This is a genomic window from Streptomyces sp. AC602_WCS936 (assembly GCF_019049125.1).
Lineage (GTDB): Bacteria > Actinomycetota > Actinomycetes > Streptomycetales > Streptomycetaceae > Streptomyces.
This window is the reverse complement of sequence record NZ_JAGMUF010000061.1, coordinates 23,287-46,625: the sequence shown is the minus strand read 5'-3', so window position 1 is coordinate 46,625 and position 23,339 is coordinate 23,287. Positions and strand designations below refer to the sequence as shown.

The following is a 23,339-nucleotide window of genomic DNA, read 5'->3' as shown; positions in this document are numbered from 1 at the left end:
GCGCTGTCCTCCCGGAGGGCCGTTGCGGCCACAATGGGGGAATGAGCGACAGTCCAGCCCCCCTCGCCGACCCCCACCTCGTGTACGACCCGGTGGCGGGCGACGGCCCGAAGGACGTGGTGATCCTCGGGTCCACCGGGTCGATCGGGACCCAGGCCATCGACCTCGTGCTGCGCAACCCGGGCCGCTTCCGGGTCACCGCCCTGTCCGCCAACGGCGGCCGGGTCGCCCTCCTCGCCGAGCAGGCGTACCGGCTGAAGGCGCGGACCGTCGCCGTCGCCCGCGAGGACGTCGTACCGGCGCTGCGGGAAGCCCTGCGGGCGCAGTACGGCAGTGGGGAGCCGCTCCCCGAGATCCTCGCGGGACCGGAGGCGGCCACCCAGGTCGCCGCCTCCGACTGCCACACCGTCCTCAACGGCATCACCGGCTCCATCGGACTCGCCCCGACCCTGGCCGCCCTGGAAGCGGGCCGCACCCTCGCGCTCGCCAACAAGGAATCGCTCATCGTGGGCGGCCCGCTGGTCAAGGCCCTCGCCAAGCCCGGGCAGATCATCCCGGTCGACTCCGAGCACGCCGCTCTCTTCCAGGCGCTCGCCGCCGGCACCCGCGCCGACGTGCGCAAGCTCGTCGTCACCGCCTCCGGCGGGCCCTTCCGGGGGCGTACCAGGGAGCAGCTGGCGGCCGTCACCGTCGAGGACGCCCTCGCCCACCCCACCTGGGCCATGGGCCCGGTGATCACGATCAACTCCGCCACCCTCGTCAACAAGGGCCTGGAGGTGATCGAGGCCCACCTCCTCTACGACATTCCCTTCGACCGCATTGAGGTGGTCGTGCACCCGCAGTCGTATGTCCACTCGATGGTCGAGTACACGGACGGATCGACAATGGCCCACGCCACGCCCCCCGACATGGGCGGGCCCATCGCCGTGGGCCTCGGCTGGCCCGAGCGGGTCCCCGACGCCGCCCCCGCCTTCGACTGGAGCAAGGCCTCGACCTGGGAGTTCTTCCCGCTGGACAACGAGGCCTTCCCCTCCGTCGACCTGGCCCGGCACGTCGGGCAGCTCGCGGGCACGGCTCCGGCGGTGTTCAATGCCGCCAACGAGGAGTGCGTCGAGGCGTTCCGCTCCGGCGCGCTGCCGTATCTCGGGATCATGGAGACCGTCACGCGGGTGGTCGAGGAACACGGCACCCCCCGTGCGGGAACCTCGCTGACCGTCCCGGACGTCCTCGAAGCGGAGACCTGGGCACGCACCCGGGCCCGGCAACTGGCGGCACAGACGGCGGAGGCCCGTGCATGACGACCCTGATGTTCATCCTCGGCATAGTCGTCTTCGCGGTCGGCCTGCTGTTCTCCATCGCCTGGCACGAGCTGGGGCACCTGTCCACCGCCAAGATGTTCGGCATCCGCGTGCCGCAGTACATGGTCGGATTCGGGCCGACGATCTTCTCGCGGAAGAAGGGCGAGACCGAGTACGGCGTCAAGGCCATCCCCTTCGGCGGCTACATCCGCATGATCGGCATGTTCCCGCCCGGTGCCGACGGCAAGCTGGAGGCCCGCTCCACCTCGCCCTGGCGCGGCATGATCGAGGACGCCCGCTCGGCCGCCTTCGAGGAGCTCCAGCCGGGTGACGAGAAGCGCCTGTTCTACACGCGCAAGCCGTGGAAGCGCGTCATCGTCATGTTCGCCGGCCCGTTCATGAACCTCATCCTCGCGGTGGTGCTCTTCCTCACCGTCCTGATGGGCTTCGGCATCTCCCAGCAGACCACCACCGTCAGCTCCGTCTCCCAGTGCGTCATCTCGCAGAGCGAGAACCGGGACGACTGCACCAAGTCCGACCCGGCCTCCCCGGCCGCCGCGGCCGGCCTGCGCGCGGGCGACAAGATCGTCGCCTTCGACGGCGTACGGACCGACGAATGGGACCGGCTGTCCAACCTGATCCGCTCCCACCCCGGCGAGACGGTGCCGGTCGTCGTCGAGCGGGACGGCCAAGAGGTCACCCTCGAGGCGACCATCGCCACCAACCAGGTCGCGAAGAAGGACTCCAACGGCCGGATCGTCGAAGGCGAGTACGTCACGGCCGGCTTCTTCGGCTTCAGCTCGGCCACCGGCGTGGTGAAACAGGACTTCGGCCAGTCCGTGACCTGGATGGGCGACCGGATCGGCGACGCCGTCGACTCCCTCGCCGCGCTGCCCTCCAAGATCCCCGCCCTGTGGGACGCGGCCTTCGGCGACGGCCCCCGTGAGGCCGACTCCCCGATGGGCGTCGTCGGCGCGGCCCGCGTCGGCGGCGAGATCGCCACCCTCGACATCCCGCCCACCCAGCAGCTCGCGATGTTCGTCATGCTGGTGGCCGGCTTCAACCTCTCCCTGTTCCTCTTCAACATGCTCCCGCTGCTGCCGCTCGACGGCGGCCACATCGCGGGGGCGCTGTGGGAGTCGCTGCGCCGGAACGCGGCCAAGGTGCTGCGCCGCCCGGACCCGGGACCGTTCGACGTGGCGAAGCTGATGCCGGTGGCCTACGTGGTGGCGGGCATCTTCGTCTGCTTCACGCTGCTCGTCCTGGTGGCGGACGTAGTCAACCCGGTACGGATCAGCTGATTCCCGTACGAACCGGACCACACCTGTGGTCCGACGAGAAGCCCGATCCGGAGAGCATGTCCCTCCGGACCGGGCTTCACGCCGGTCGTACGGCAGATGGACGCCAAAGGGTGCATCTCCCGTACGCCGTGTGCCGGACGTTCATGTCCGTGCCGTAATCTCGAATGCCGGAGCCCGCCGCTGACGGGACCGGACCTTGATCCACGACTTGGGGTTGCACAGCAGATGACTGCGATTTCTCTCGGCATGCCGGACGTTCCCACCAGGCTCGCGGAGCGCCGCAAGAGCCGGCAGATCCAGGTCGGGACCGTGGCGGTGGGCGGCGACGCCCCCGTGTCCGTGCAGTCCATGACCACGACCCGTACGTCCGACATCGGCGCGACCCTCCAGCAGATCGCCGAGCTGACGGCGTCCGGCTGCCAGATCGTGCGCGTGGCCTGCCCCACCCAGGACGACGCCGACGCCCTCCCGGTGATCGCGAAGAAGTCGCAGATCCCGGTGATCGCCGACATCCACTTCCAGCCGAAGTACGTGTTCGCCGCGATCGAGGCCGGCTGCGCGGCGGTCCGCGTGAACCCGGGCAACATCAAGCAGTTCGACGACAAGGTCAAGGAGATCGCGAAGGCGGCCAAGGACCACGGCACGCCGATCCGCATCGGCGTGAACGCCGGCTCCCTCGACCGCCGCCTGCTCCAGAAGTACGGCAAGGCGACCCCGGAAGCCCTCGCCGAGTCCGCCCTGTGGGAGGCGTCCCTCTTCGAGGAGCACGACTTCCGCGACATCAAGATCTCCGTCAAGCACAACGACCCGGTCGTCATGGTCGAGGCCTACCGCCAGCTCGCCGCCCAGTGCGACTACCCCCTCCACCTCGGCGTCACCGAGGCCGGCCCCGCCTTCCAGGGCACCATCAAGTCGGCCGTCGCCTTCGGCGCGCTGCTCTCCCAGGGCATCGGCGACACCATCCGCGTCTCCCTCTCCGCCCCGCCGGTCGAGGAGATCAAGGTCGGCATCCAGATCCTGGAGTCGCTGAACCTGCGCCAGCGCGGCCTGGAGATCGTCTCCTGCCCGTCCTGCGGCCGCGCCCAGGTCGACGTCTACAAGCTCGCCGAAGAGGTCACGGCAGGCCTCACCGGCATGGACGTCCCCCTCCGCGTCGCCGTCATGGGCTGCGTCGTCAACGGCCCCGGCGAGGCCCGCGAGGCCGACCTCGGCGTCGCCTCCGGCAACGGCAAGGGCCAGATCTTCGTCAAGGGCGAGGTCATCAAGACCGTCCCCGAGTCCAAGATCGTGGAGACCCTCATCGAGGAAGCCATGAAGATCGCCGAGCAGATGGAGGCCGACGGCGTGACCTCCGGCGAGCCCTCGGTCTCCGTCGCGGGCTGATCCACTCCTGCTCCTGCCGCGTCGCCCCAGGGGGGCGGCGCGGCATATTCGTGGCAGGTACAGTGCGGAGACCAGCAGATCTCAGGGTGAGGCCCCCGCACGTGTTGACGCAGACCACCTCCCGCGTGCTCGAACCGAGCGACCTGGACGCCGCGCTCGCCGTCCTCGACCGCGAGCCGGTCGCCAACGCCTTCGTGACCGCACGCGTGCAGATCGCCGGCCTCGACCCGTGGCGCCTCGGCGGCGAGATGTGGGGCTGGTACGAGCACGGCATGCTGACCTCCCTGTGCTACGCGGGCGCCAACCTCGTCCCCATCTGCGCCACCCCGCGCGCCGTCCGCGCCTTCGCCGACCGCGCCCGCCGGGCCGGCCGCCGCTGCTCCTCCATCGTCGGCCCCGCCGACACCACCGCCCAGCTCTGGCGACTCCTCGAACCGGGCTGGGGCCCCGCTCGCGAGGTCCGCACCCGCCAGCCCCTCATGGTCACCGACCACCTCCCCGCCGACATCGCCCCCGACCCCTACGTCCGCCGCGTCCGCAAGGACGAGATGGAGCGGATCATGCCGGCCTGCGTGGCGATGTTCACCGAGGAGGTCGGCATCTCCCCGCTGGCCGGCGACGGCGGCCTGCTCTACCAGGCCCGGGTCGCCGAACTGGTCGGCTCCGGCCGTTCCTTCGCCCGCTTCGACGCCGACGGCAAGGTCGTCTTCAAGGCCGAGATCGGCGCCGCCACCGACCGCGCCTGCCAGATCCAGGGCGTGTGGGTGGCCCCCGAGTACCGGGGCAGGGGCCTCGCGGCCCCCGGCATGGCGGCGGTCCTGCGCTACGCCCTCGCGGACGTCGCCCCGGTCGTGAGCCTCTACGTCAACGACTTCAACACGGCGGCCCGGCGCACGTACCAGCGGGTCGGCTTCCAGGAGATCGGCGCGTTCATGAGCGTCCTGTTCTGACCCGCACGACCGGTACCCGAACGGCAACCCGCACCCCTGCCCTGACCAGCGAAGCGCTAGGCTCCCGCACATGGACGTCGTGATCGGCCCACTGGACCTCTCCGCCCACGTCGACGAGGCCCTGGCCGTCCAGGCCGTCGCGTTCGGCCTCGGCCCCGACGAGGTCGCCGTCCGCCGCCAGATCGTCCTGCGCCACATGACCTACCCCGGTGCCCGGGCCCTCGGCGCCACCGTCGGAGGCGACCTGGTCGGCTTCGTCTACGGCATGCCCAACGACCGCTCCCACTGGTGGTCGACCGTCGTCGAGCCCTACCTCCGCGCCCAGGGCAACGACACCTGGCTCGACGACTCCTTCGTCATCACCGAACTCCACGTCCACCCGGCGCACCAGAACCGCGGCCTGGGCCGCTCCCTGATCACCACGATCACCGACGCCGCCACCCAGCCCCGCTCGATCCTCTCCGCGATCGACCGGGACAGCCCCGCCCGCGGCCTCTACCACTCCCTCGGCTACCAGGACCTCGCCCGCCAGGTCCTCTTCCCCAGCGCCCCCAAACCGTACGCGGTGATGGGCGCCCCGCTCCCGCTCCGCAGGCACTAGCCGGGGCATAACCGATTTCCACCGCACCGGACCCCCCGGCTAACCTCCTAGCACCACCCTTACGCAGCAGGAGACACGAGAACCATGGCCAACGCACAGGTCCAGCGCATGTCGAAGTTGATGGCGAAGACGCTGCGCGACGACCCGGCGGACGCCGAGGTCCTCAGCCACAAGCTGCTGGTCCGCGCCGGCTACGTGCGCCGCACCGCCGCCGGCCTGTGGAGCTGGCTGCCGCTCGGCAAGAAGGTCCTCGGCAACATCGAGCGCATCGTCCGCGAGGAGATGGACGCCATCGGCGCCCAGGAGGTCCAGCTCCCCGCCCTGCTGCCGCGCGAGCCCTACGAGGCCACCGGCCGCTGGGACGAGTACGGCCCCGAACTCTTCCGTCTCCAGGACCGCAAGGGCGGCGACTACCTCCTCGGCCCCACCCACGAGGAGATCTTCACCCTCCTGGTGAAGGACCAGGCAGCGTCCTACAAGGACCTGCCGGTCATCCTCTACCAGATCCAGAACAAGTACCGCGACGAGGCCCGCCCCCGGGCCGGCATCCTGCGCGGCCGCGAGTTCCTGATGAAGGACTCCTACTCCTTCGACGTCGCCGACGAGGGCCTCGCCGAGTCCTACGCCCTGCACCGCGCCGCCTACCAGCGCATCTTCGAGCGTCTCGGCCTCGACTACCGCATCTGCGCGGCCACCGCCGGCGCGATGGGCGGCTCCAAGTCCGAGGAGTTCCTGGCCCCCGCCGAGGCCGGCGAGGACACCTTCGCGGACTGCCCGAACTGCGACTTCGCCGCCAACACGGAGGCGATCACCTACGCGCTCACGCCCACGGACGCCACCGCCACCCCCGCCGCCGAGGACATCCCCACCCCCGACACCCCCACCATCGAGACCCTGGCCGCCTCCCTCGGCGTCGAGGCCTCCGCCACCCTGAAGAACCTCCTCGTCAAGGTGGACGGCGAGATCGTCGCCGTGGGCGTCCCCGGCGACCGCGAGGTCGACATGGACAAGGTCGAGGCCCACTTCGCCCCGGCGGCCGTCGAACTGGTCACCGCCGAGGACTTCGTCGGCCGCCCCGACCTGGTCCGCGGCTACGTCGGCCCGCAGGGCCTGGGCGACAAGGTGAAGTACATCGCCGACCCGCGCGTAGCCCCCGGCACCGCGTGGATCACGGGCGCCAACAAGGAGCACACGCACGCCAAGAACGTCGTCGCCGGGCGCGACTTCGAGGTCGACGCGTACGTGGACGTCGTGGTCGTCCGCGAGGGCGACCCCTGCCCCAAGTGCGGCACCGGCCTCAAGCTGGACCGCGCCATCGAGATCGGCCACATCTTCCAGCTGGGCCGCAAGTACACCGACGCCCTCAAGCTCGACGTCCTCGGCCAGAACGGCAAGCCGGCCCGCGTCACCATGGGCTCCTACGGCATCGGCGTCTCCCGCGCGGTGGCCGCCCTCGCCGAGCAGCACGCCGACGAGAAGGGCCTCGTCTGGTCCAAGGAGGTCGCCCCGGCCGACGTCCACGTCGTCGCCGCCGGCAAGGCCCTCCAGACCGAGCTGGCCCTGGAGGTCTCCGACAAGCTGGCCGCCGCCGGCGTCCGCGTCCTGGTGGACGACCGCGCGGGCGTTTCCCCGGGCGTCAAGTTCACCGACGCCGAACTCATCGGCGTCCCGCAGATCCTGGTCGCCGGCCGGCGCTCCGCGGAAGGCGTGGTCGAACTGAAGGACCGCCGCACGGGCGAGCGCGAAGAGGTGACGGTCGAGGAGGCCATCACCCGCCTCACCGCCTGACGGCGCCGGCCGCGGGCCGCCGGCGGGTGGGCGAGGTGGCCCGGTGCCTCCTTCCCACCCGGCGTGGGTGTGGGCGTCGGGGGCGGGTGCGCGGCCCGGCGTAGCGGGGTGCCGCTGCGCCCACCCGTGCCGCCCCAGCGGCACGACTGCCCGCAGCTAGGGCAGCTGGGGCGGCAGGCGACTGCCCGCAGCCCGGCGGCGGAGCGCCCACCGCCCGCAGTCGCGCACGATGGCGCGGCACACCCCCGGTCGCCGCGCACCCCGTGCGGACGGTCAGCCGCGTACGGCGAGAAGGGGACGTGTCGGGGGGTGTCCGCCCGCAGCGGTTGGCGCGTCAACGCCCCGCACCTTTTCAAGTGACCGATTCCGCGCCGTTCCGAGGACGGACACCCCCCGGCGCGGCCCCGACCCACAGACAACGCACCGCGCTGCCCGCACCCCCACCGAACCCGCACAGGCCGCCGCAGGCACCCCACCCGCCCCACCGCCGGAGGCCACCGTCACAACCAGCCGGCGAACTCCAACAACAGCTCCGCGTCCCGCTCCCGCCCCACCCGCCGGGCCCGTACCCCCGACTCCACCGCCCGGAAGAGCGTCCACCCCCGCAGCCGCTCCTGGTCCACCTCCAGCGACTCCGCGAGCCGTTTGATGCGGCGCCGGGTCGTCGAGGCACCCGAGGGCTGGGCGACGAGGTCCTCCACCCGGTCCCGCACCAGCCGCGCCAGGTCGAAGGCGCTCTCACCGACCACCGGATCGGGCCCCACGGCCAGCCACGGCATCCGGTCCCCGGCCAGCACCTTGCTCTGCCGGAACGTGCCGTGCAACAACCGCTCCTCAGGAGCCCCGTCCAGCAACTCCCCGCGCACCGCGAGCGCCGCGTCGACCAGCGGCGCCACCTCCGGGTCGGTCACCGCGCGCGCCCGCATGGCCTCGGCCTGCCGCCCGGTCCGCTCCGCCACGGTCTCGAAGCGGTGACCGGCGGGCGGCTCCACCCACAGCCGGCGCAGCGTCCCCGCGGCCTCCAGCAGCGCCTTCGACTCCGCCAGCGACCGCACCGACACGTCCGGGTGCAACCGCTCCAGCAGCAGTACGCCCTCGCCACCGCCGGCGGACTCGTCGAGCAGCTGCACGGCACCCAACCCGCCCCAGTGGGCGAGCGCGGCCCGCTCACTCTCCGGGCGCGCCCGGCGCGGGGCCAGCTTCAGCACGGCCGGTGTCCCGTCGGCCCGCCGCACCAGGACGACCAGGCTGCTGCGCCCGCCGGGCACCTGCACCCGCTCCACGGTCAGGTCGCGCGACTCCACGGCCCGCTCAGCCGCCCCGGGCAGCTTCTCCAACCAGTCGTCACCGTCCGGTGCCGTCTCACCGAGCGCCCTGACCAGACGCCGCGGCGGTTCGAAAGCCATGCGCGAGCCGTTCCCTTCCCGTACGGGCAGCCGTACGTGTTGCGCAGCTGTACGTGTTACGCAGTCGGTGTCGCCGAACCGGCCCGCTCGGCGAGCCCAGGGAAGGCTACGCTCCCGCCCCGCCACCGCACCGCACGGACCGCCGCCTCCCGCAGAGCCCCGGCCGCCGCCGCCCGCCGGTCACCGCCGGCGGCCCGCACCAGGTCGGAGTAGACGCCGGCCACCCGCTCCTCCAGCTCGGCCGCCAGCCGCACCGCCGACGCCGCGTCCGGCACCTCGAAGGGCAGCGCGTACCCCGCCGCCGCCGCGACCGGCTTCGCACCGAGATCGCGCACCTCGCGCGCCAGCGCGTCCCGCCGAGCCCGGTGCGCGTCGTACGCCGTCCGTGCCTCGGTGCGCCGTTCCTCGCCGATCCGCCCACCGACGACCCCGTAGCCGTACACGGCCGCGTGCTCCGCCGCCAGCGCCGCCTGGAGGGCGTCCAGCTCCCGGTCCTCAGCCTTGCTCACCCGTCACCCTCCGTCAGCAGATACACGTGCGCCGCCCCGGCCGCCGCCACCGAGGCCAGCAGTCGCGCCAGCTCGCCCGGCACACCCGCCAGCGCCCCGGTCCGCCGGTCGGTCAGTTCGCGCTCGGCGGCGGCGAGCAGGGCCAGGGCCTCCTTCTCGCTCGCGGGCACGGCACCGTCCTCCGGCCCGGCGGCCCGCGCGGAGACCGAGGGCGACGCCTCGGCCGACGCCTCGGGAGAGGCCGCCCGCACCGCACCGAACGCCTCCGCGTGCCGTACGACTTCCTCCCGCAGCGGCCGCAGCCGCTCCGCCAGCCCGGGATGCGCGGCGATCACCGCCGCGTACCGCCCGGCCAGTGCCTCGCTGTCCCGAGCCGCACGCGCGCGGGCCCGCTCGGTGGCGGACGGATCGTCGCCCGGGCCACCGGGGTCCGAGCCGCCGGAACAGCCGACGAGCAGGGCGGCCCCGGCGGCCGACGCGAGCAGGCTCCTTCTGCGCGGCCCCGAGGGCAGGCGCGGCGATGCGGGAAGCGACACGACAGACGTCCTCGACGGGCTCGTACGGAAGCGGAGACAGACGGCGGAGACAACCAACAGCGGAGCGAAGGGCGGCGCGAACGGAACCCGCGCTGAACGGAGCCCCGCGCTGCGGCCGCCCGCCCGTGATCACGGTACCCGGGCCCCGCCCGGGCACCACCCATCGGCACCGCCGAGCCGGGGTGGACGGCAACACCCCTCGCGACCGGATACCCTTTGACCAGACACGCGCACCGTCCCACAACAGCACACGCGGCCGAGGAGTCACCCGGATGAGCACCACCCAGAGCGAGAGGCTGCGAGAGCTGCTTGAGCCGCTCGTCGCCTCCCAGGGACTGGACCTCGAGGAGATCGCGGTGGACTCGGTCGGCCGCAAGCGTGTGCTGCGTGTGGTCGTCGACTCCGACACCGGTGCCGACCTGGACCGGATCGCCGATGTGAGCCGCGCGCTCTCGGCGAAGCTGGACGAGACCGACGCGATGGGCGACGCGGAGTACACCCTGGAGGTCGGCACCCCGGGCGCCGAGCGCTCCCTCACCGAGCACCGCCACTTCGTGCGCGCCACCGACCGCCTGGTGCGGTTCCAGCTGCACGAGGGTGGCGAGCTGGTCGCCCGCGTCCTCGGCGTCGACGACGACGGACTCGACCTCGAAGTCCCCGGAGTCAAGGGCCGCAAGGCCACCACCCGCAGACTTCCCTTCGGTGACATCGACAAGGCACGCGTCCAGGTCGAGTTCAACCGCAAGGACACCAAGAACACCGACAGCGACACCGACGACAACATGAAAGAGGAGGAGGCGTAGCCGTGGACATCGACATGAGCGCCCTGCGGGGTTTGGTCCGGGAGAAGGAGATCTCCTTCGACCTGCTGGTCGAGGCGATCGAGTCGGCCCTCCTCATCGCCTACCACCGCACCGAGGGAAGCCGCCGGCACGCGCGCGTGGAGCTCAGCCGTGACACCGGACACGTGACCGTGTGGGCGAAGGAGGACGCCGACGACCTCGAGGAGGGCCAGGCGCCCCGCGAGTTCGACGACACCCCGTCCGACTTCGGCCGCATCGCCGCCACCACCGCCAAGCAGGTCATCCTGCAGCGGCTGCGCGACGCCGAGGACGACGCGACGCTCGGTGAGTACGCCGGCCGCGAGGGCGACATCGTCACCGGCGTGGTCCAGCAGGGCCGCGACCCGAAGAACGTGCTGGTCGACATCGGCAAGCTGGAGGCCATCCTGCCGGTGCAGGAGCAGGTGCCCGGCGAGACCTACCCGCACGGCACGCGCCTGCGCTCGTACGTCGTCCGGGTGGCCAAGGGCGTACGCGGCCCCTCCGTGACGCTCTCCCGCACGCACCCCAACCTGGTGAAGAAGCTCTTCGCCCTGGAGGTCCCGGAGATCGCCGACGGGTCGGTCGAGATCTCCGCGATCGCCCGCGAGGCCGGCCACCGCACCAAGATCGCCGTGCGCTCCACCCGCTCGGGCCTGAACGCCAAGGGTGCCTGCATCGGCCCCATGGGCGGCCGGGTGCGCAACGTCATGGGCGAGCTGAACGGTGAGAAGATCGACATCGTCGACTGGTCGGACGACCCGGCCGAGATGGTGGCGAACGCGCTCTCCCCGGCCCGCGTCTCCAAGGTGGAGGTCGTCGACCTGGCGGCCCGCTCCGCCCGGGTGATCGTGCCGGACTACCAGCTGTCGCTGGCCATCGGCAAGGAGGGCCAGAACGCCCGCCTCGCGGCCCGGCTGACCGGCTGGCGGATCGACATCCGGCCGGACACCGAGCAGCCCTCCGACCAGTCGTCCGGCGGGCACGGGGAGTAGGTCCGGGCCGTCCGGCGGGTACGGGGGAATAGATCCAAGCCGCACGGCGCTGAGATCACGACAGTCTTGCGTGCGGCACGTGTTCGATTCTTGCCCCAAAGGGGTGAGGTCGGTCCGGGGAGGTAGACTTAGGAGTGTCTGGCCGGACACGTACCCGAGCATGCCCCGAGCGCACCTGCGTGGGGTGCCGGGAGCGAGCGGTCAAGAGCGAGCTGCTGCGCACCGTGGCGGTCGAGGGCGAATGCGCCCCCGATCCACGCGGTACGCTGCCCGGCCGGGGTGCGTACGTGCACCCTGTACCGGTCTGTGTCGACCAGGCAGTGCGCCGCAAGGCGTTCCCGCGGGCGCTCCGCGTCCCGGGACCGCTCGACGTAAAGGCGTTGCGCCACTACGTCGAGCAGGCACAAGGTTGCAGCACGGCTGCTGAAAGCAGCATGTGAGCAACGTGGTAAGGAAGACATGCCGCGCGGAACCCCGTGCGGTCTGGTACCTCGCGAGTCGAAAGCAGGTCGAGATTGCGATGAGCACTCGATGAGTACGCGATGAGTACGCCCATGAACTAGCGACGGTCCGGACGCAACCCGGACCTCAGAGGAGCGAAGTGGCTAAGGTCCGGGTCTACGAACTCGCCAAGGAGTTCGGCGTCGAGAGCAAGGTCGTCATGGCCAAGCTCCAGGAACTCGGTGAATTCGTCCGTTCGGCGTCTTCGACCATCGAAGCGCCCGTAGTACGCAAGCTGACAGACGCCTTCCAGCAGGGTGGCGGAAACGGCCGGTCCGCCGGTCGTCCCGCGGCCCCGAAGAAGGCTGCCCCCAGGCCGTCGGCGCCTTCCCCGGCGCAGGCGGCCCGCCCGGCTGCGCCCCGTCCGGGTCCGGCGGCTCCGGCTGCCCCCAAGCCCCCGGCCGCCCAGCAGCCCGAGGCCCCGTCCGCCCCGACGCCGGGCCCGCGTCCGACGCCGGGCCCGAAGCCGGCGCCCGCGCCGCGTCCGGCCCCGGCCGCACCGGAGTTCACCGCTCCGCCGGCCGCCCCTGCCGCCCCGGCCGCTTCGTCCCAGGCTCCGGCCGGTCCGAAGCCCGGTGGCGCGCGTCCCGGCGCCCCCAAGCCCGGCGGCGCCCGTCCGTCCGGTCCGGGTCAGGACCGCGGTCAGCAGGGCGGCCAGGGCCGTCCCGGTGGCCAGCGTCCCGGCGCCCAGGGCCAGCGCCCCGGCGGCCGTCCCGGCGGTCCGCGTCCGGGCAACAACCCCTTCACCTCCGGCGGCAATGCCGGCATGGCGCGCCCGCAGGCGCCCCGTCCGCAGGGCGGCCCGCGTCCGGGTGGCCCCGGTGCTCCCGGCGGCGGCCCGCGTCCGCAGGCTCCCGGCGGCCAGGGCGGCGGTCCCCGTCCCCAGGCTCCGGGCGGCAACCGCCCGTCCCCGGGCTCGATGCCGCGTCCGCAGGGCGGCGGCCAGGGCGGTCCCCGTCCCGGCGGTCCGCGTCCGAACCCCGGCATGATGCCGCAGCGTCCGGCTGCTGGCCCGCGTCCCGGCCCCGGTGGCGGCGGTCGCGGTCCCGGCGGTGCCGGTCGTCCCGGCGGCGGCGGTCGTCCGGGCGGCGGCGGCTTCGCCGGCCGTCCCGGTGGCGGTGGCGGCGGTCGTCCCGGTGGCGGCGGCGGTTTCGCCGGTCGTCCCGGTGGCGGCGGCTTCGGCGGCGGCGGTGGCCGTCCCGGCTTCGGCGGCCGTCCCGGCGGTCCCGGTGGCCGTGGTGGCACGCAGGGCGCCTTCGGCCGTCCCGGCGGTCCCGCGCGTCGCGGTCGCAAGTCGAAGCGGCAGAGGCGCCAGGAGTACGAGGCCATGCAGGCCCCGTCGGTCGGCGGCGTGATGCTGCCTCGCGGCAACGGCGAAGCCATTCGCCTGTCGCGCGGTGCGTCGCTCACCGACTTCGCGGAGAAGATCAACGCCAACCCGGCGTCGCTCGTCGCGGTCATGATGAACCTCGGTGAGATGGTCACCGCGACCCAGTCCGTCTCCGACGAGACGCTCCAGCTCCTCGCCGACGAGATGAACTACACGGTTCAGATCGTCAGCCCGGAGGAGGAGGACCGCGAGCTGCTCGAGTCCTTCGACCTGGAGTTCGGCGAGGACGAGGGCTCCGAGGAGGACCTGGTCGTCCGTCCGCCAGCCGTGACCGTCATGGGTCACGTCGACCACGGAAAGACCCGGCTGCTCGACGCCATCCGCAAGACGAACGTCATCGCGGGCGAGGCCGGCGGCATCACCCAGCACATCGGTGCCTACCAGGTCGCGACCGAGGTCAACGGTGAAGAGCGCAAGATCACCTTCATCGACACCCCGGGTCACGAGGCGTTCACCGCCATGCGTGCCCGCGGTGCCAAGTCGACCGACATCGCGATCCTGGTCGTCGCGGCCAACGACGGCGTCATGCCGCAGACGGTCGAGGCGCTGAACCACGCCAAGGCGGCCGAGGTCCCGATCGTCGTCGCGGTCAACAAGATCGACGTCGAGGGTGCCGACCCGACCAAGGTGCGCGGTCAGCTGACCGAGTACGGCCTGGTGGCCGAGGAGTACGGCGGCGACACCATGTTCGTCGACATCTCCGCCAAGCAGGGGGAGAACATCGACTCCCTGCTGGAGGCCGTGGTCCTCACCGCGGACGCCTCGCTCGACCTGCGGGCCAACCCGAACCAGGACGCGCAGGGCATCTCGATCGAGTCCCGTCTCGACCGCGGCCGCGGTGCCGTGGCGACGGTCCTCGTGCAGCGAGGCACCCTGCGGGTCGGCGACACGATGGTGGTGGGCGACGCCTACGGCCGCGTCCGCGCCATGCTCGACGACAACGGCAACAACGTCGCCGAGGCCGGTCCGTCGACGCCGGTCCAGGTCCTGGGCCTGACCAACGTCCCGGGCGCCGGTGACAACTTCATCGTGGTCGACGAGGACCGTACGGCCCGCCAGATCGCGGAGAAGCGCGCCGCCCGCGAGCGCAACGCCGCGTTCGCCAAGCGCACGCGCCGCGTGTCGCTGGAGGACCTGGACAAGGTGCTGAAGGCCGGCGAGGTCCAGCAGCTGAACCTGATCATCAAGGGCGACGCGTCCGGATCGGTCGAGGCGCTGGAATCCTCCCTGCTCCAGCTGGACGTCGGCGAAGAGGTCGACATCCGCGTCCTGCACCGCGGCGTCGGTGCGGTCACGGAGTCCGACATCGACCTGGCGATGGGCTCCGACGCCATCGTGATCGGCTTCAACGTGCGCGCCGCCGGGCGGGCACAGCAGATGGCCGAGCGCGAGGGTGTGGACGTCCGGTACTACTCGGTCATCTACCAGGCGATCGAGGAGATCGAGGCGGCCCTCAAGGGCATGCTCAAGCCGGAGTACGAAGAGGTCGAGCTCGGTACGGCGGAGATCCGCGAGGTCTTCCGCTCGTCCAAGCTGGGCAACATCGCGGGTGTCCTCATCCGCTCCGGCGAGGTCAAGCGCAACACCAAGGCGCGCCTCCTGCGCGATGGCAAGGTCATCGCGGAGAACCTCAACATCGAGGGTCTGCGTCGCTTCAAGGACGACGTCACCGAGATCCGCGAAGGCTTCGAGGGCGGTATCAACCTCGGAAACTTCAACGACATCAAGGTCGACGACGTCATCGCGACGTACGAGATGCGCGAGAAGCCGCGGGTGTAAGACCCCCGACTTCGAAGACGGTGCGGTCCGGGGCCGGTCGGCGGAGAGCAATATCCGTCGATCGGCCCCGGCCGTTCGTTGTACGGTTCTGATGTCCCCGCCCGTGGATGGCGGGGCCATCGATCCCGGACCGGCGGGTGAACCGGTTGCACATGTATGTGGGGACGCTGTCCTTCGATCTTCTCCTCGGCGACGTACATTCGCTGAAGGAGAAGCGCTCCGTCGTCCGCCCGATCGTCGCCGAACTCCAGCGGAAGTACGCGGTGAGCGCGGCGGAGGTGGATCACATGAACCTCCATCGCCGGGCCGTCATCGGCCTGGCCATGGTGTCCGGCGACGCCGGGCACCTGGGTGACGTACTCGACCGGTGTGAACGGCTGGTGGCCGGCCGGCCCGAGGTGGAACTGCTGTCCGTCAGGCGGCGCTTCCACGGCGAAGACGACTGACCGCGAACACGACTGACCCACGAAACACAGAGAAGAAAGAACGGGAGACGGACCAGTGGCCGACAACGCGCGGGCGAAAAGGCTGGCGGACCTCATCCGAGAGGTGGTGGCCCAGAAGCTGCAGCGCGGGATCAAGGACCCGCGGCTCGGCTCGCACGTCACCATCACGGACACCCGGGTCACGGGTGACCTGCGGGAGGCGACCGTCTTCTACACGGTGTACGGGGACGACGAGGAGCGGGCGGCGGCCGCCGCGGGCCTGGAGAGCGCCAAGGGCATCCTGCGCTCCGAGGTCGGCAAGGCGGCGGGCGTGAAGTTCACGCCGACCCTGGCCTTCGTCATGGACGCCCTCCCGGACACCGCCCGGAACATCGAGGACCTCCTCGACAAGGCACGTCAGTCCGACGCCAAGGTGCGCGAGGCGTCCGCGGGCGCCGCGTACGCCGGCGAGGCGGACCCGTACCGCAAGCCGGACGAGTCCGAGGACGAGCCCGCGGCCGACGAGACGGACGACACCGCTAAATGACCGAGAAGCACACCACGCCCGACGGCCTTGTCATCGTCGACAAGCCGTCGGGCTTCACTTCGCACGACGTCGTCGCCAAGATGCGGGGCATCGCCCGCACCCGGCGCGTCGGGCACGCCGGCACGCTCGACCCGATGGCGACCGGTGTCCTGGTCCTCGGTGTGGAGCGCGCGACGAAGCTCCTCGGGCACCTGGCCCTCACCGAGAAGGAGTACCTGGGCACCATCAGGCTCGGGCAGACGACGCTCACCGACGACGCCGAGGGCGAGATCACGGGGTCGCGGGACGCCTCGAAGGTCACCCGGGACGCCGTCGACGCGGCCGTCGCCAAGCTCACCGGCGACATCATGCAGGTGCCGTCCAAGGTCAGCGCCATCAAGATCAACGGCGTGCGCTCCTACAAGCGGGCGCGCGAGGGCGAGGATTTCGAGATCCCCGCCCGCCCCGTCACCGTCTCGTCCTTCGCGGTGTACGACGTCCGGGACGCCGTCGCCGAGGACGGCACCCCGGTGCTGGACCTGGTGGTCTCGGTGGTCTGCTCCTCCGGCACCTACATCCGGGCCCTGGCCCGGGACCTCGGCGCCGACCTCGGCGTCGGCGGCCACCTCACCGCGCTGCGCCGCACCCGCGTCGGCCCCTACAAGCTGGACACGGCGAAGACGCTGGACCAGCTCCAGGAGGAGCTGACCGTCATGCCGGTCGCGGACGCGGCCCGCGCCGCCTTCCCGCAGTGGAAGGTGGACACCAGACGCGCCCGGCTCCTCCTCAACGGCGTGCGGCTGGAGATGCCCGACGAGTACGCGGGCGCCGGTGCCGTCGCCGTCTTCGACCAGGAGGGCCGCTTCCTCGCGCTCGTGGAGGAACAGAAGGGCAAGGCCAAGAGCCTGGCCGTCTTCGGCTAGCTGGACGGGCCCGCCGACGGGCTCCGTCCGTGGAGCGGCGACCACGGGGACTTCCACCGCCGCCGCTCCACGGCCCCCCTCGGTTCCCCCACCCCCTAGGGTGTATGCAACCCGCCCCGTCTGTTCACCCGTCCGGGCAGGCGCTCGGAGTGAACCGGGGGAGTGGAAGGGGGCGCGTTGACCACGCGCCCTGTCCCGCTGATCATCACGCGCCTACCGTCGAACACACAGCACGGGTGTACGGCGGGGAGGTGCGGCGATGGCGTCGCGTAACCGGTCCCGGGAGGCGGGGAGCGGCAGGGTGGGACGGCGGTCGGGGCACGACATCCGGGATCCGCACGCCGGGCCGCAGGCCCAGGACACGGACCCCGCGGGGCATGGGCCCGACGACGCCCTGGTCCGCGTCCACGATCTGGCCGGGCGCCCCCGCGGCACCGGGTTCGCCGCCGACCACCACGGCACGGTGATCACGAGCCACGAGGCCGTCGACGGTCTGTCCCGGCTCGTGCTGAGCGCCGCCGGGGGCCGCCGCCGCGTCGTGGCCGCCGCCGACGTGACCCCGCTACCCGCGCTCGGTCTGGCCCTCGTACGCGCCGAGGGCCTCGGCGTGCCCCCGCTGCCCGTCGGCACGCGGGGCAGGACCGAGGCCGGGACGTACGTCCGGATCGCCGCCGGCGGCTGGCGCGAGGCCCGGGTGCTGGGCACCACCGACGTCCACTACGCGGCCACCGACCGCTTCCACCTCCTCGCCGACGCGCTGGAGCTCGCGGTCGGCACCTCGGGGCGGGACGCGCTGCGGCTGGGCGGCGGCGCGGCCGGCGGACCGGTCCTCGACCTCACCACCGGAGCGGTCCTCGGGGTCCTCGGCACCGCCCTGAGCTCCGGCCACAGCGACGTCGGCTTCGCCGTACCGCTGCCGCACGCCCCCGGCCCCCTCGGCGGCCTGCTCGCCGAGAACGCGGCGACGGTCCCGGCCTACGGCGCCGATCTCAACCTGGCCGGGGTGCTCGCCCTCACGGCGACCCAGGTGGGGCAGGACGGCCCGCCGGGTCGGCTTGAAGGGGGAGACGTGACGGATGCGCCCGCCGGGGGAGCCGACCGGGTGGAGCCGGTCGAACGCGCCGACGTGGTCCGGGAGTTCGCCGCCTTCACCGAGCCCCGCGCCCGGGCCCGTGTCCTCGGACTCGTCGGGGCCCCCGGCAGCGGCCGTACGACCGAGCTGGCCGCCCTCGCCGCCCGCCGCTCCCGGGGCACGGAACCGGCACCCACCCTGTGGCTGCGCGGCGCCGACCTGCACGACGACGACATGTCGGTGGCGGACGCGGCACGCAGGGCGCTGGGCCGGGCCGCCCGCATCGTGGCCGCCGCCGACCGCTCCCGCCCCGCCGGCCTCGGCGACATCACCCCGGAGCGCCTGGCCCACCTCGCCCACACCGCCGGACGCCCCCTCCTGCTCCTCCTCGACGGCCCCGAGGAAATGCCGCCCGTCCTGGCCCACCGCCTTCCCGAGTGGACCGAGGGCACGGCGGCATGGCTGACGGAGACGGAGGCACGGCTCGTGGTGGCCTGCCGGGCGGAGTACTGGGAGCGGGCGGGGGCGGAGTACCCGCGGGAACTGCTGCACGGGGAACGCGGGTGCACGTCGGCCGGTCCGGTGCTCGGCGTCGGCTGCTCCTGGCCGACCGTGACACCGGGGCCGTGCACCGGGCCGGACGGCGACGATGCCGACGCCGACGACAGTGACCGCACGGCGTGGCGGGCGACGACGGCGGGGCCGTCGTCGCCCGGGGCGGAACCTGCCGGGCTTTCGTCCGGGTCGGCGTCCACCGGACTTGCTTACGGTTCGGAGTCCACCGGGCTTTCGTACGGGCCGGCGTCCACCGGGCTTTCGTACGGGGCGGCGTCCGCCGGGCTGTCGTCCGGCTCCGGGCCTGCCGGGGTTGCGGCCGGTTCGGGGTCTGCCGGGTTTTCGTCTGGGTCGGGCGGCAGTGGCTTTTCGTGTGGGTCGGCGTCCACCGGGCTTTCGTACGGGGCGGCGTCCGCCGGGCTGTCGTCCGGCTCCGGGCCTGCCGGGGTTGCGGCCGGTTCGGGGTCTGCCGGGTTTTCGTCTGGGTCGGGCGGCAGTGGCTTTTCGTGTGGGCCGGCGTCCACCGGACTTCCGTACGGTTCGGAGTCCGCCGGGCTGTCGTCCGGCTCCGGGCCTGCCGGAGTTGCGGCCGGTACGGAGCCTGCCGGGGTCTCGCCCCGTTCAGGCCCCGCCGGGCTCCCGTACGGATCGGGCCCCGCCGGGCTTCCGTCCGGCACCGCCCCCCAGGCGCCCCACTTCGCACCGGCCGGTGCGGGAGCGCCGCCCTGCGTCCGCCTCGGTGACCTCTCGGACGAGGAGGCCCGTGACGCGCGCGCACGCTACCGCGTGCCGGAAGGCGCCCTCGACGGCCCGGACGCCCGGCACCCCCTCACCCTCCGCCTGCTCGCGGAGGTCCACGGGGCCCTGCCCGGAGTGCCGCCCCCCGCCCGCGTCGACCGGGACGCCGTCTTCACCGCCTACCTGGACCTGATCTGCCTGCGCGTCGCGACCCGGCTGGCCCGGGAGAACGCCCTGCACGGCACCGGCGTACGCCGCCGCCTCGCGGCGAAGGTCTCCGGGCAGGTGCACGAGGCGGCCCGGCGCAGTCTCGGCCCCGGGCAGGGCGAGCTCGACCGGGAGTCGTTCGAGGCGGTGTTCCCGTGGGGCCCGGCCCCGGCGCGGCTCGGCGGCGGCACCGGCTGGGCGACGGCCGTGCTCGCCGAAGGCCTCCTCGTCCCCGCCGGCAACGGCTACCGCTTCGCCCACGAGGAACTCGCCGACTGGCTCCACGGCACCCACCTCGACCTGGACGAGGCCCTGCGCGCCCTCGTCCACCGCGGCGCCGTCCCGCAGCACGCGCACGCCCTCCCCGTACCGCACCACCGCATCGGCCCCGTCGTCGAAGCCGTTCTGCTCCTCGCCCGCCAGCACGGCATCCCCCAACTCGCCCTCACCCTCGAAGAGCTGGTGGGCGCCCTCGACACCGACCCGCACTCCTGGTGGGCCGCCCGGCTGCTCACCGAGGCGCTGACCCGCGTGCCCGACGCCACGCCGTACACGGACGTGCTGCGGCTGCTCGCCGACGGCATCGCGGAACGGAGCGGCGAAAAACCCTCGGGGCAGGGAGAGTTCGGACCGGCATTCTGGACCGCCCTGCGACTGCCGGAGGCCACCCGCCTGGACCTGCTGCGCCGTCTCGTCCTCGCCGACGGCCCCCCGCGCGAACCCGGCCCCCGCCACCTCGACACGGCCGCCCGGCTGCTCGCCGCCGACCCCACGACCGTACAACCGCTCCTCGTCCGCTGGTTCGACGACGAACGGCCGCTGCCCGCGACCCCGCACGCCACCGTCGCCACGGCCGCGCAGGCGCTGCTGTACACCCACCGCCACCGCGGCCTGGACGCCCTCACCGAGGCGCTCGCCGACAGCACGCACCGGCGGGCCGACGAACTGCTCGCCGTACTGTCAGAGGAGGAGCCCTCCGCCCTCTGCCGGGCCGTCGAACGCTGGGCGCGCGACGAGCGGCCGGAGCGGCGGGCGCAGTCCGTCACCCATGGCCTGCGCACCGCCCCGCACGCCCGCACCGGCGCCGACCGCACCCTGCTCCGCCACGCGGCCCTGCTCCTGCTCGCCGGTCCCACCGACGAACGGCTGCACGGCGGCGCCCTCGCCCTGCTCGTCATGGACCCGGGCAGCCGGGACCGCCACCTCCCGCGAGCCCTCGGCCGTTTCGCGGCGGCAGACCCGTACCTCCCGCCGAGCGCGGTGGCCGCCGCCCTGCCGACCCACCCGGAGCCCGTCCTCGACGCCTTCCGGGCCAGGCTGCGCGGACCCGACGCCGGGGAGGCGCTGCGCAGGCTCGCCGACGCCACCACGCCCGCGCTGGCCCACCGGGTGGCCGTACTCGTCGGGGAGGCCGTCGCGGAGCGCCCCGAGACCGCCGGGCACGTGGCCGCCTACGTCGACCGGCGCCTCGACCACGACCCGGCGGCCCGCGCCGTGCTCCAACCCCTGGTCACCGGCCTGCTGGACGCGGGACCCGAGCCGGTGCGGGCCGCACTCGCCGGAGTCCTCGCCGCCGACGGCACCTCGGCTCGCGGCTTGCTCCGCCACGAGCTGCGCGAGCACCTCCTGGCCCACGAGCAGGACCCCGCCGTGCTCGACGCGCTGCTGCACGCGGCCGCCCGGTGCGGCGGCGACGGCCAGCGCGCCCTGGTCCACCGCACCGGGCGGCTCCTCGTGCGCACCCCGGACGGCGCCACCCGCTTCGACCAGGGCCTGGTCGACCTGGCCCGCCACCTGCCGGGCTTCGCCGGCCGCCTGACCGACTGGCTGGCCGACGCACCCCAGGACTGGGCCGCCCTGGTGGGCCCCAGCGCCCGCCGCACCATCGAGGGCCTGGCGGGTGAACGGGTCCCGGCATGACGCGGGCGCCCCGCGGGACCGGCCGGCGTGCACCCGGTCACAGCGCCCATGCCGATGCGGGCGCGAGACGGGCGGCATGGCACTCTTAGAGCTGCGTAAGAGGCATCGACTCCGACGAGTTTGCGACAAGGAGCAGACACAGTGCAGCGCTGGCGTGGCTTGGAGGACATCCCCGAGGACTGGGGACGCAGCGTCGTCACCATCGGCTCCTACGACGGTGTCCACCGAGGGCACCAGCTGATCATCAAGCACGCCGTCGACCGCGCCCGCGAGCTGGGCGTCCCCGCAGTCGTCGTCACCTTCGACCCCCACCCCAGCGAGGTCGTCCGCCCCGGCAGCCACCCGCCGCTGCTCGCCCCGCACCACCGCCGCGCCGAACTGATGGCCGACCTGGGCGTGGACGCCGTGCTGATCCTCCCCTTCACCACCGAGTTCTCGAAGCTGTCCGCCGCCGACTTCGTGGTCAAGGTCCTGGTCGACCGGCTGCGCGCCAAGGCGGTCGTGGAGGGCCCCAACTTCCGCTTCGGCCACAAGGCCGCCGGGAACGTCGACTTCCTCACCGAGCAGGGCAAGGTCTACGACTTCGAGGTCGAGGTCGTCGACCTGTACGTGACCGGTGAGGCGGGCGGCGGCGAGCCGTTCTCCTCCACCCTGACCCGCCGCCTGGTCGCCGAGGGCGACGTCGGGGGCGCCGCGGAGATCCTGGGCCGGCCGCACCGCGTCGAGGGCGTCGTCGTCCGGGGCGCCCAGCGCGGCCGTGAGCTGGGCTTCCCCACGGCCAACGTCGAGACCCTCCCGCACACCGCCATCCCGGCCGACGGTGTCTACGCCGGCTGGCTGAACGCCCAGGGCGAGGTGATGCCGGCCGCGATCTCCGTCGGCACCAACCCGCAGTTCGAGGGCACCGAGCGCACGGTGGAGGCGTACGCGATCGACCGCGTGGGCCTCGACCTGTACGGGTTGCACGTCGCCGTCGACTTCCTGGCCTTCGTACGGGGGCAGGCGAAATTCGACACGCTGGACGCGCTGCTGGACCAGATGGGCGAAGACGTCGAGAAGTGCCGCGAGATCATCGCGGCACACGCCGACCGCTACTGACGACGAGGCCGGTGGCCCGCCCGTCCGACGGCGCCACCGGCCTGCTTCCGCGCAGCCCCCGTCCCTGCCCGGCCCCGTGCAGGCACCCCGCCGCACCGACGCTCACGCCTCGCGGCGGCCGCTCTACGCCGCACGACGGCCCGTGACCGACCGACCGGACGCCCTGACACGACAGCACCCGGTGCCCACCCGCCACGCCCTCGCCGCCCACCACGTAACCGGCCGTGGCTGGCCCACACCACGCCGTGCGTGAACGCCCGTCACGGGTCGTGGGCCGGCCCGTCACGGTGGCGGGTGCGCCCGCCATCGGTGTTGAGCCCGCCCGCAACGACCGTGCGTGAACGCCTGTCACCGGTCGTGGGCCGGCCCGTCGCGGTGGCGGGTGCGCCCGCCATCGGCCTTGAGCCCGCCCGCAACGACCGTGCGTGAACGCCTGTCACCGGTCGTGGGCCGGCCCGTCACGGTGGCGGGTGCGCCCGCCATCGGTGTTGAGCCCGCCCGCAACGACCGTGCGTGAACGCCTGTCACCGGTCGTGGGCCGGCCCGTCACGGTGGCGGGTGCGCCCGCCATCGGTGTTGAGCCCGCCCGCGACGATCGCGCGTGAACGCCCGTCACC

18 protein-coding genes are annotated in these 23,339 nt (G+C 73.1%); 15 read left to right on the top strand and 3 right to left on the bottom strand.

The window, feature by feature from the left end; all coding sequences use genetic code 11:
• Positions 1-41: 41 nt before the first annotated feature.
• The 6 genes from dxr (at position 42) to KUM03_RS21440 (ending at position 7,321) form a co-directional block, all read left to right on the top strand.
• Positions 42-1,298: a 1-deoxy-D-xylulose-5-phosphate reductoisomerase gene (gene dxr, locus KUM03_RS21465; protein WP_217250905.1), complete on the top strand. Its 1,257-nt coding sequence runs from the start codon at positions 42-44 to the stop codon at positions 1,296-1,298.
• 8 nt (positions 1,299-1,306) lie between these two features.
• The gene (locus KUM03_RS21460) at positions 1,307-2,599 is read left to right on the top strand and encodes an RIP metalloprotease (protein WP_217250927.1); all 1,293 of its coding nucleotides are present in this window, start codon (positions 1,307-1,309) and stop codon (positions 2,597-2,599) included.
• 225 nt (positions 2,600-2,824) lie between these two features.
• Positions 2,825-3,982 (top strand): flavodoxin-dependent (E)-4-hydroxy-3-methylbut-2-enyl-diphosphate synthase, encoded by a 1,158-nt coding sequence (gene ispG, locus KUM03_RS21455; RefSeq protein WP_073731521.1) that lies wholly within the window; start codon positions 2,825-2,827, stop codon positions 3,980-3,982.
• Between the two features lie 101 nt (positions 3,983-4,083).
• On the top strand, positions 4,084-4,932 hold the full coding sequence (locus KUM03_RS21450) for a GNAT family N-acetyltransferase (RefSeq protein WP_217250904.1): 849 nt from the start codon (positions 4,084-4,086) through the stop codon (positions 4,930-4,932).
• Positions 4,933-5,002: 70 nt separating this feature from the next.
• Positions 5,003-5,533 carry a GNAT family N-acetyltransferase gene (locus tag KUM03_RS21445; protein ID WP_217250903.1) on the top strand — a complete coding sequence of 177 codons (531 nt, stop codon included), beginning with the start codon at positions 5,003-5,005 and terminating at the stop codon, positions 5,531-5,533.
• An 84-nt stretch (positions 5,534-5,617) separates the two neighbouring features.
• On the top strand, positions 5,618-7,321 hold the full coding sequence (locus KUM03_RS21440) for a proline--tRNA ligase (protein WP_217250902.1): 1,704 nt from the start codon (positions 5,618-5,620) through the stop codon (positions 7,319-7,321).
• A gap of 500 nt (positions 7,322-7,821) precedes the next feature.
• Here KUM03_RS21440 and KUM03_RS21435 read toward each other — a convergent pair whose 3' ends face one another.
• Genes KUM03_RS21435 through KUM03_RS21425 form a run of 3 tightly spaced genes read right to left on the bottom strand, consistent with a single transcriptional unit; the run spans position 7,822 to position 9,772 of the window.
• Positions 7,822-8,727, bottom strand: a complete 906-nt coding sequence (locus KUM03_RS21435) for an aminoglycoside phosphotransferase family protein (RefSeq protein WP_217250901.1) — start codon at positions 8,725-8,727, stop codon at positions 7,822-7,824.
• Positions 8,728-8,783: 56 nt separating this feature from the next.
• A complete protein-coding gene (locus KUM03_RS21430) occupies positions 8,784-9,236 on the bottom strand; it encodes a ferritin-like domain-containing protein (protein ID WP_217250900.1) in 453 nt (150 codons plus the stop codon).
• Positions 9,233-9,772, bottom strand: a complete 540-nt coding sequence (locus tag KUM03_RS21425; protein ID WP_217250899.1) for a hypothetical protein — start codon at positions 9,770-9,772, stop codon at positions 9,233-9,235. Before KUM03_RS21425 ends, KUM03_RS21430 begins: the two co-directional genes overlap by 4 nt.
• Positions 9,773-10,044: 272 nt before the next feature.
• On the opposite strand from KUM03_RS21425, the gene rimP reads away from it, so the two are divergent.
• From rimP to KUM03_RS21380, 9 genes are all read left to right on the top strand, one after another.
• Positions 10,045-10,575, top strand: a complete 531-nt coding sequence (gene rimP, locus KUM03_RS21420) for a ribosome maturation factor RimP (RefSeq protein ID WP_217250898.1) — start codon at positions 10,045-10,047, stop codon at positions 10,573-10,575.
• Positions 10,576-10,577: 2 nt separating this feature from the next.
• On the top strand, positions 10,578-11,588 hold the full coding sequence (gene nusA / locus KUM03_RS21415; RefSeq protein ID WP_217250897.1) for a transcription termination factor NusA: 1,011 nt from the start codon (positions 10,578-10,580) through the stop codon (positions 11,586-11,588).
• Between the two features lie 134 nt (positions 11,589-11,722).
• Complete coding sequence (locus KUM03_RS21410) at positions 11,723-12,028, top strand: YlxR family RNase P modulator (RefSeq protein ID WP_217250896.1); 306 nt, start codon at positions 11,723-11,725, stop codon at positions 12,026-12,028.
• A 161-nt stretch (positions 12,029-12,189) separates the two neighbouring features.
• The gene (gene infB, locus KUM03_RS39055) at positions 12,190-15,258 is read left to right on the top strand and encodes a translation initiation factor IF-2 (protein WP_217250895.1); all 3,069 of its coding nucleotides are present in this window, start codon (positions 12,190-12,192) and stop codon (positions 15,256-15,258) included.
• 152 nt (positions 15,259-15,410) lie between these two features.
• Positions 15,411-15,704, top strand: a complete 294-nt coding sequence (locus KUM03_RS21400; RefSeq protein WP_217250894.1) for a DUF503 domain-containing protein — start codon at positions 15,411-15,413, stop codon at positions 15,702-15,704.
• 55 nt (positions 15,705-15,759) lie between these two features.
• Positions 15,760-16,230 (top strand): 30S ribosome-binding factor RbfA, encoded by a 471-nt coding sequence (gene rbfA, locus KUM03_RS21395; RefSeq protein WP_217250893.1) that lies wholly within the window; start codon positions 15,760-15,762, stop codon positions 16,228-16,230.
• Positions 16,227-17,132 (top strand): tRNA pseudouridine(55) synthase TruB, encoded by a 906-nt coding sequence (gene truB / locus KUM03_RS21390; protein WP_217250892.1) that lies wholly within the window; start codon positions 16,227-16,229, stop codon positions 17,130-17,132. Before rbfA ends, truB begins: the two co-directional genes overlap by 4 nt.
• A 259-nt stretch (positions 17,133-17,391) precedes the next feature.
• Positions 17,392-21,624 (top strand): serine protease, encoded by a 4,233-nt coding sequence (locus tag KUM03_RS21385; protein WP_217250891.1) that lies wholly within the window; start codon positions 17,392-17,394, stop codon positions 21,622-21,624.
• A gap of 141 nt (positions 21,625-21,765) precedes the next feature.
• Positions 21,766-22,722: a bifunctional riboflavin kinase/FAD synthetase gene (locus tag KUM03_RS21380; RefSeq protein ID WP_217250890.1), complete on the top strand. Its 957-nt coding sequence runs from the start codon at positions 21,766-21,768 to the stop codon at positions 22,720-22,722.
• Positions 22,723-23,339 lie beyond the last annotated feature (617 nt).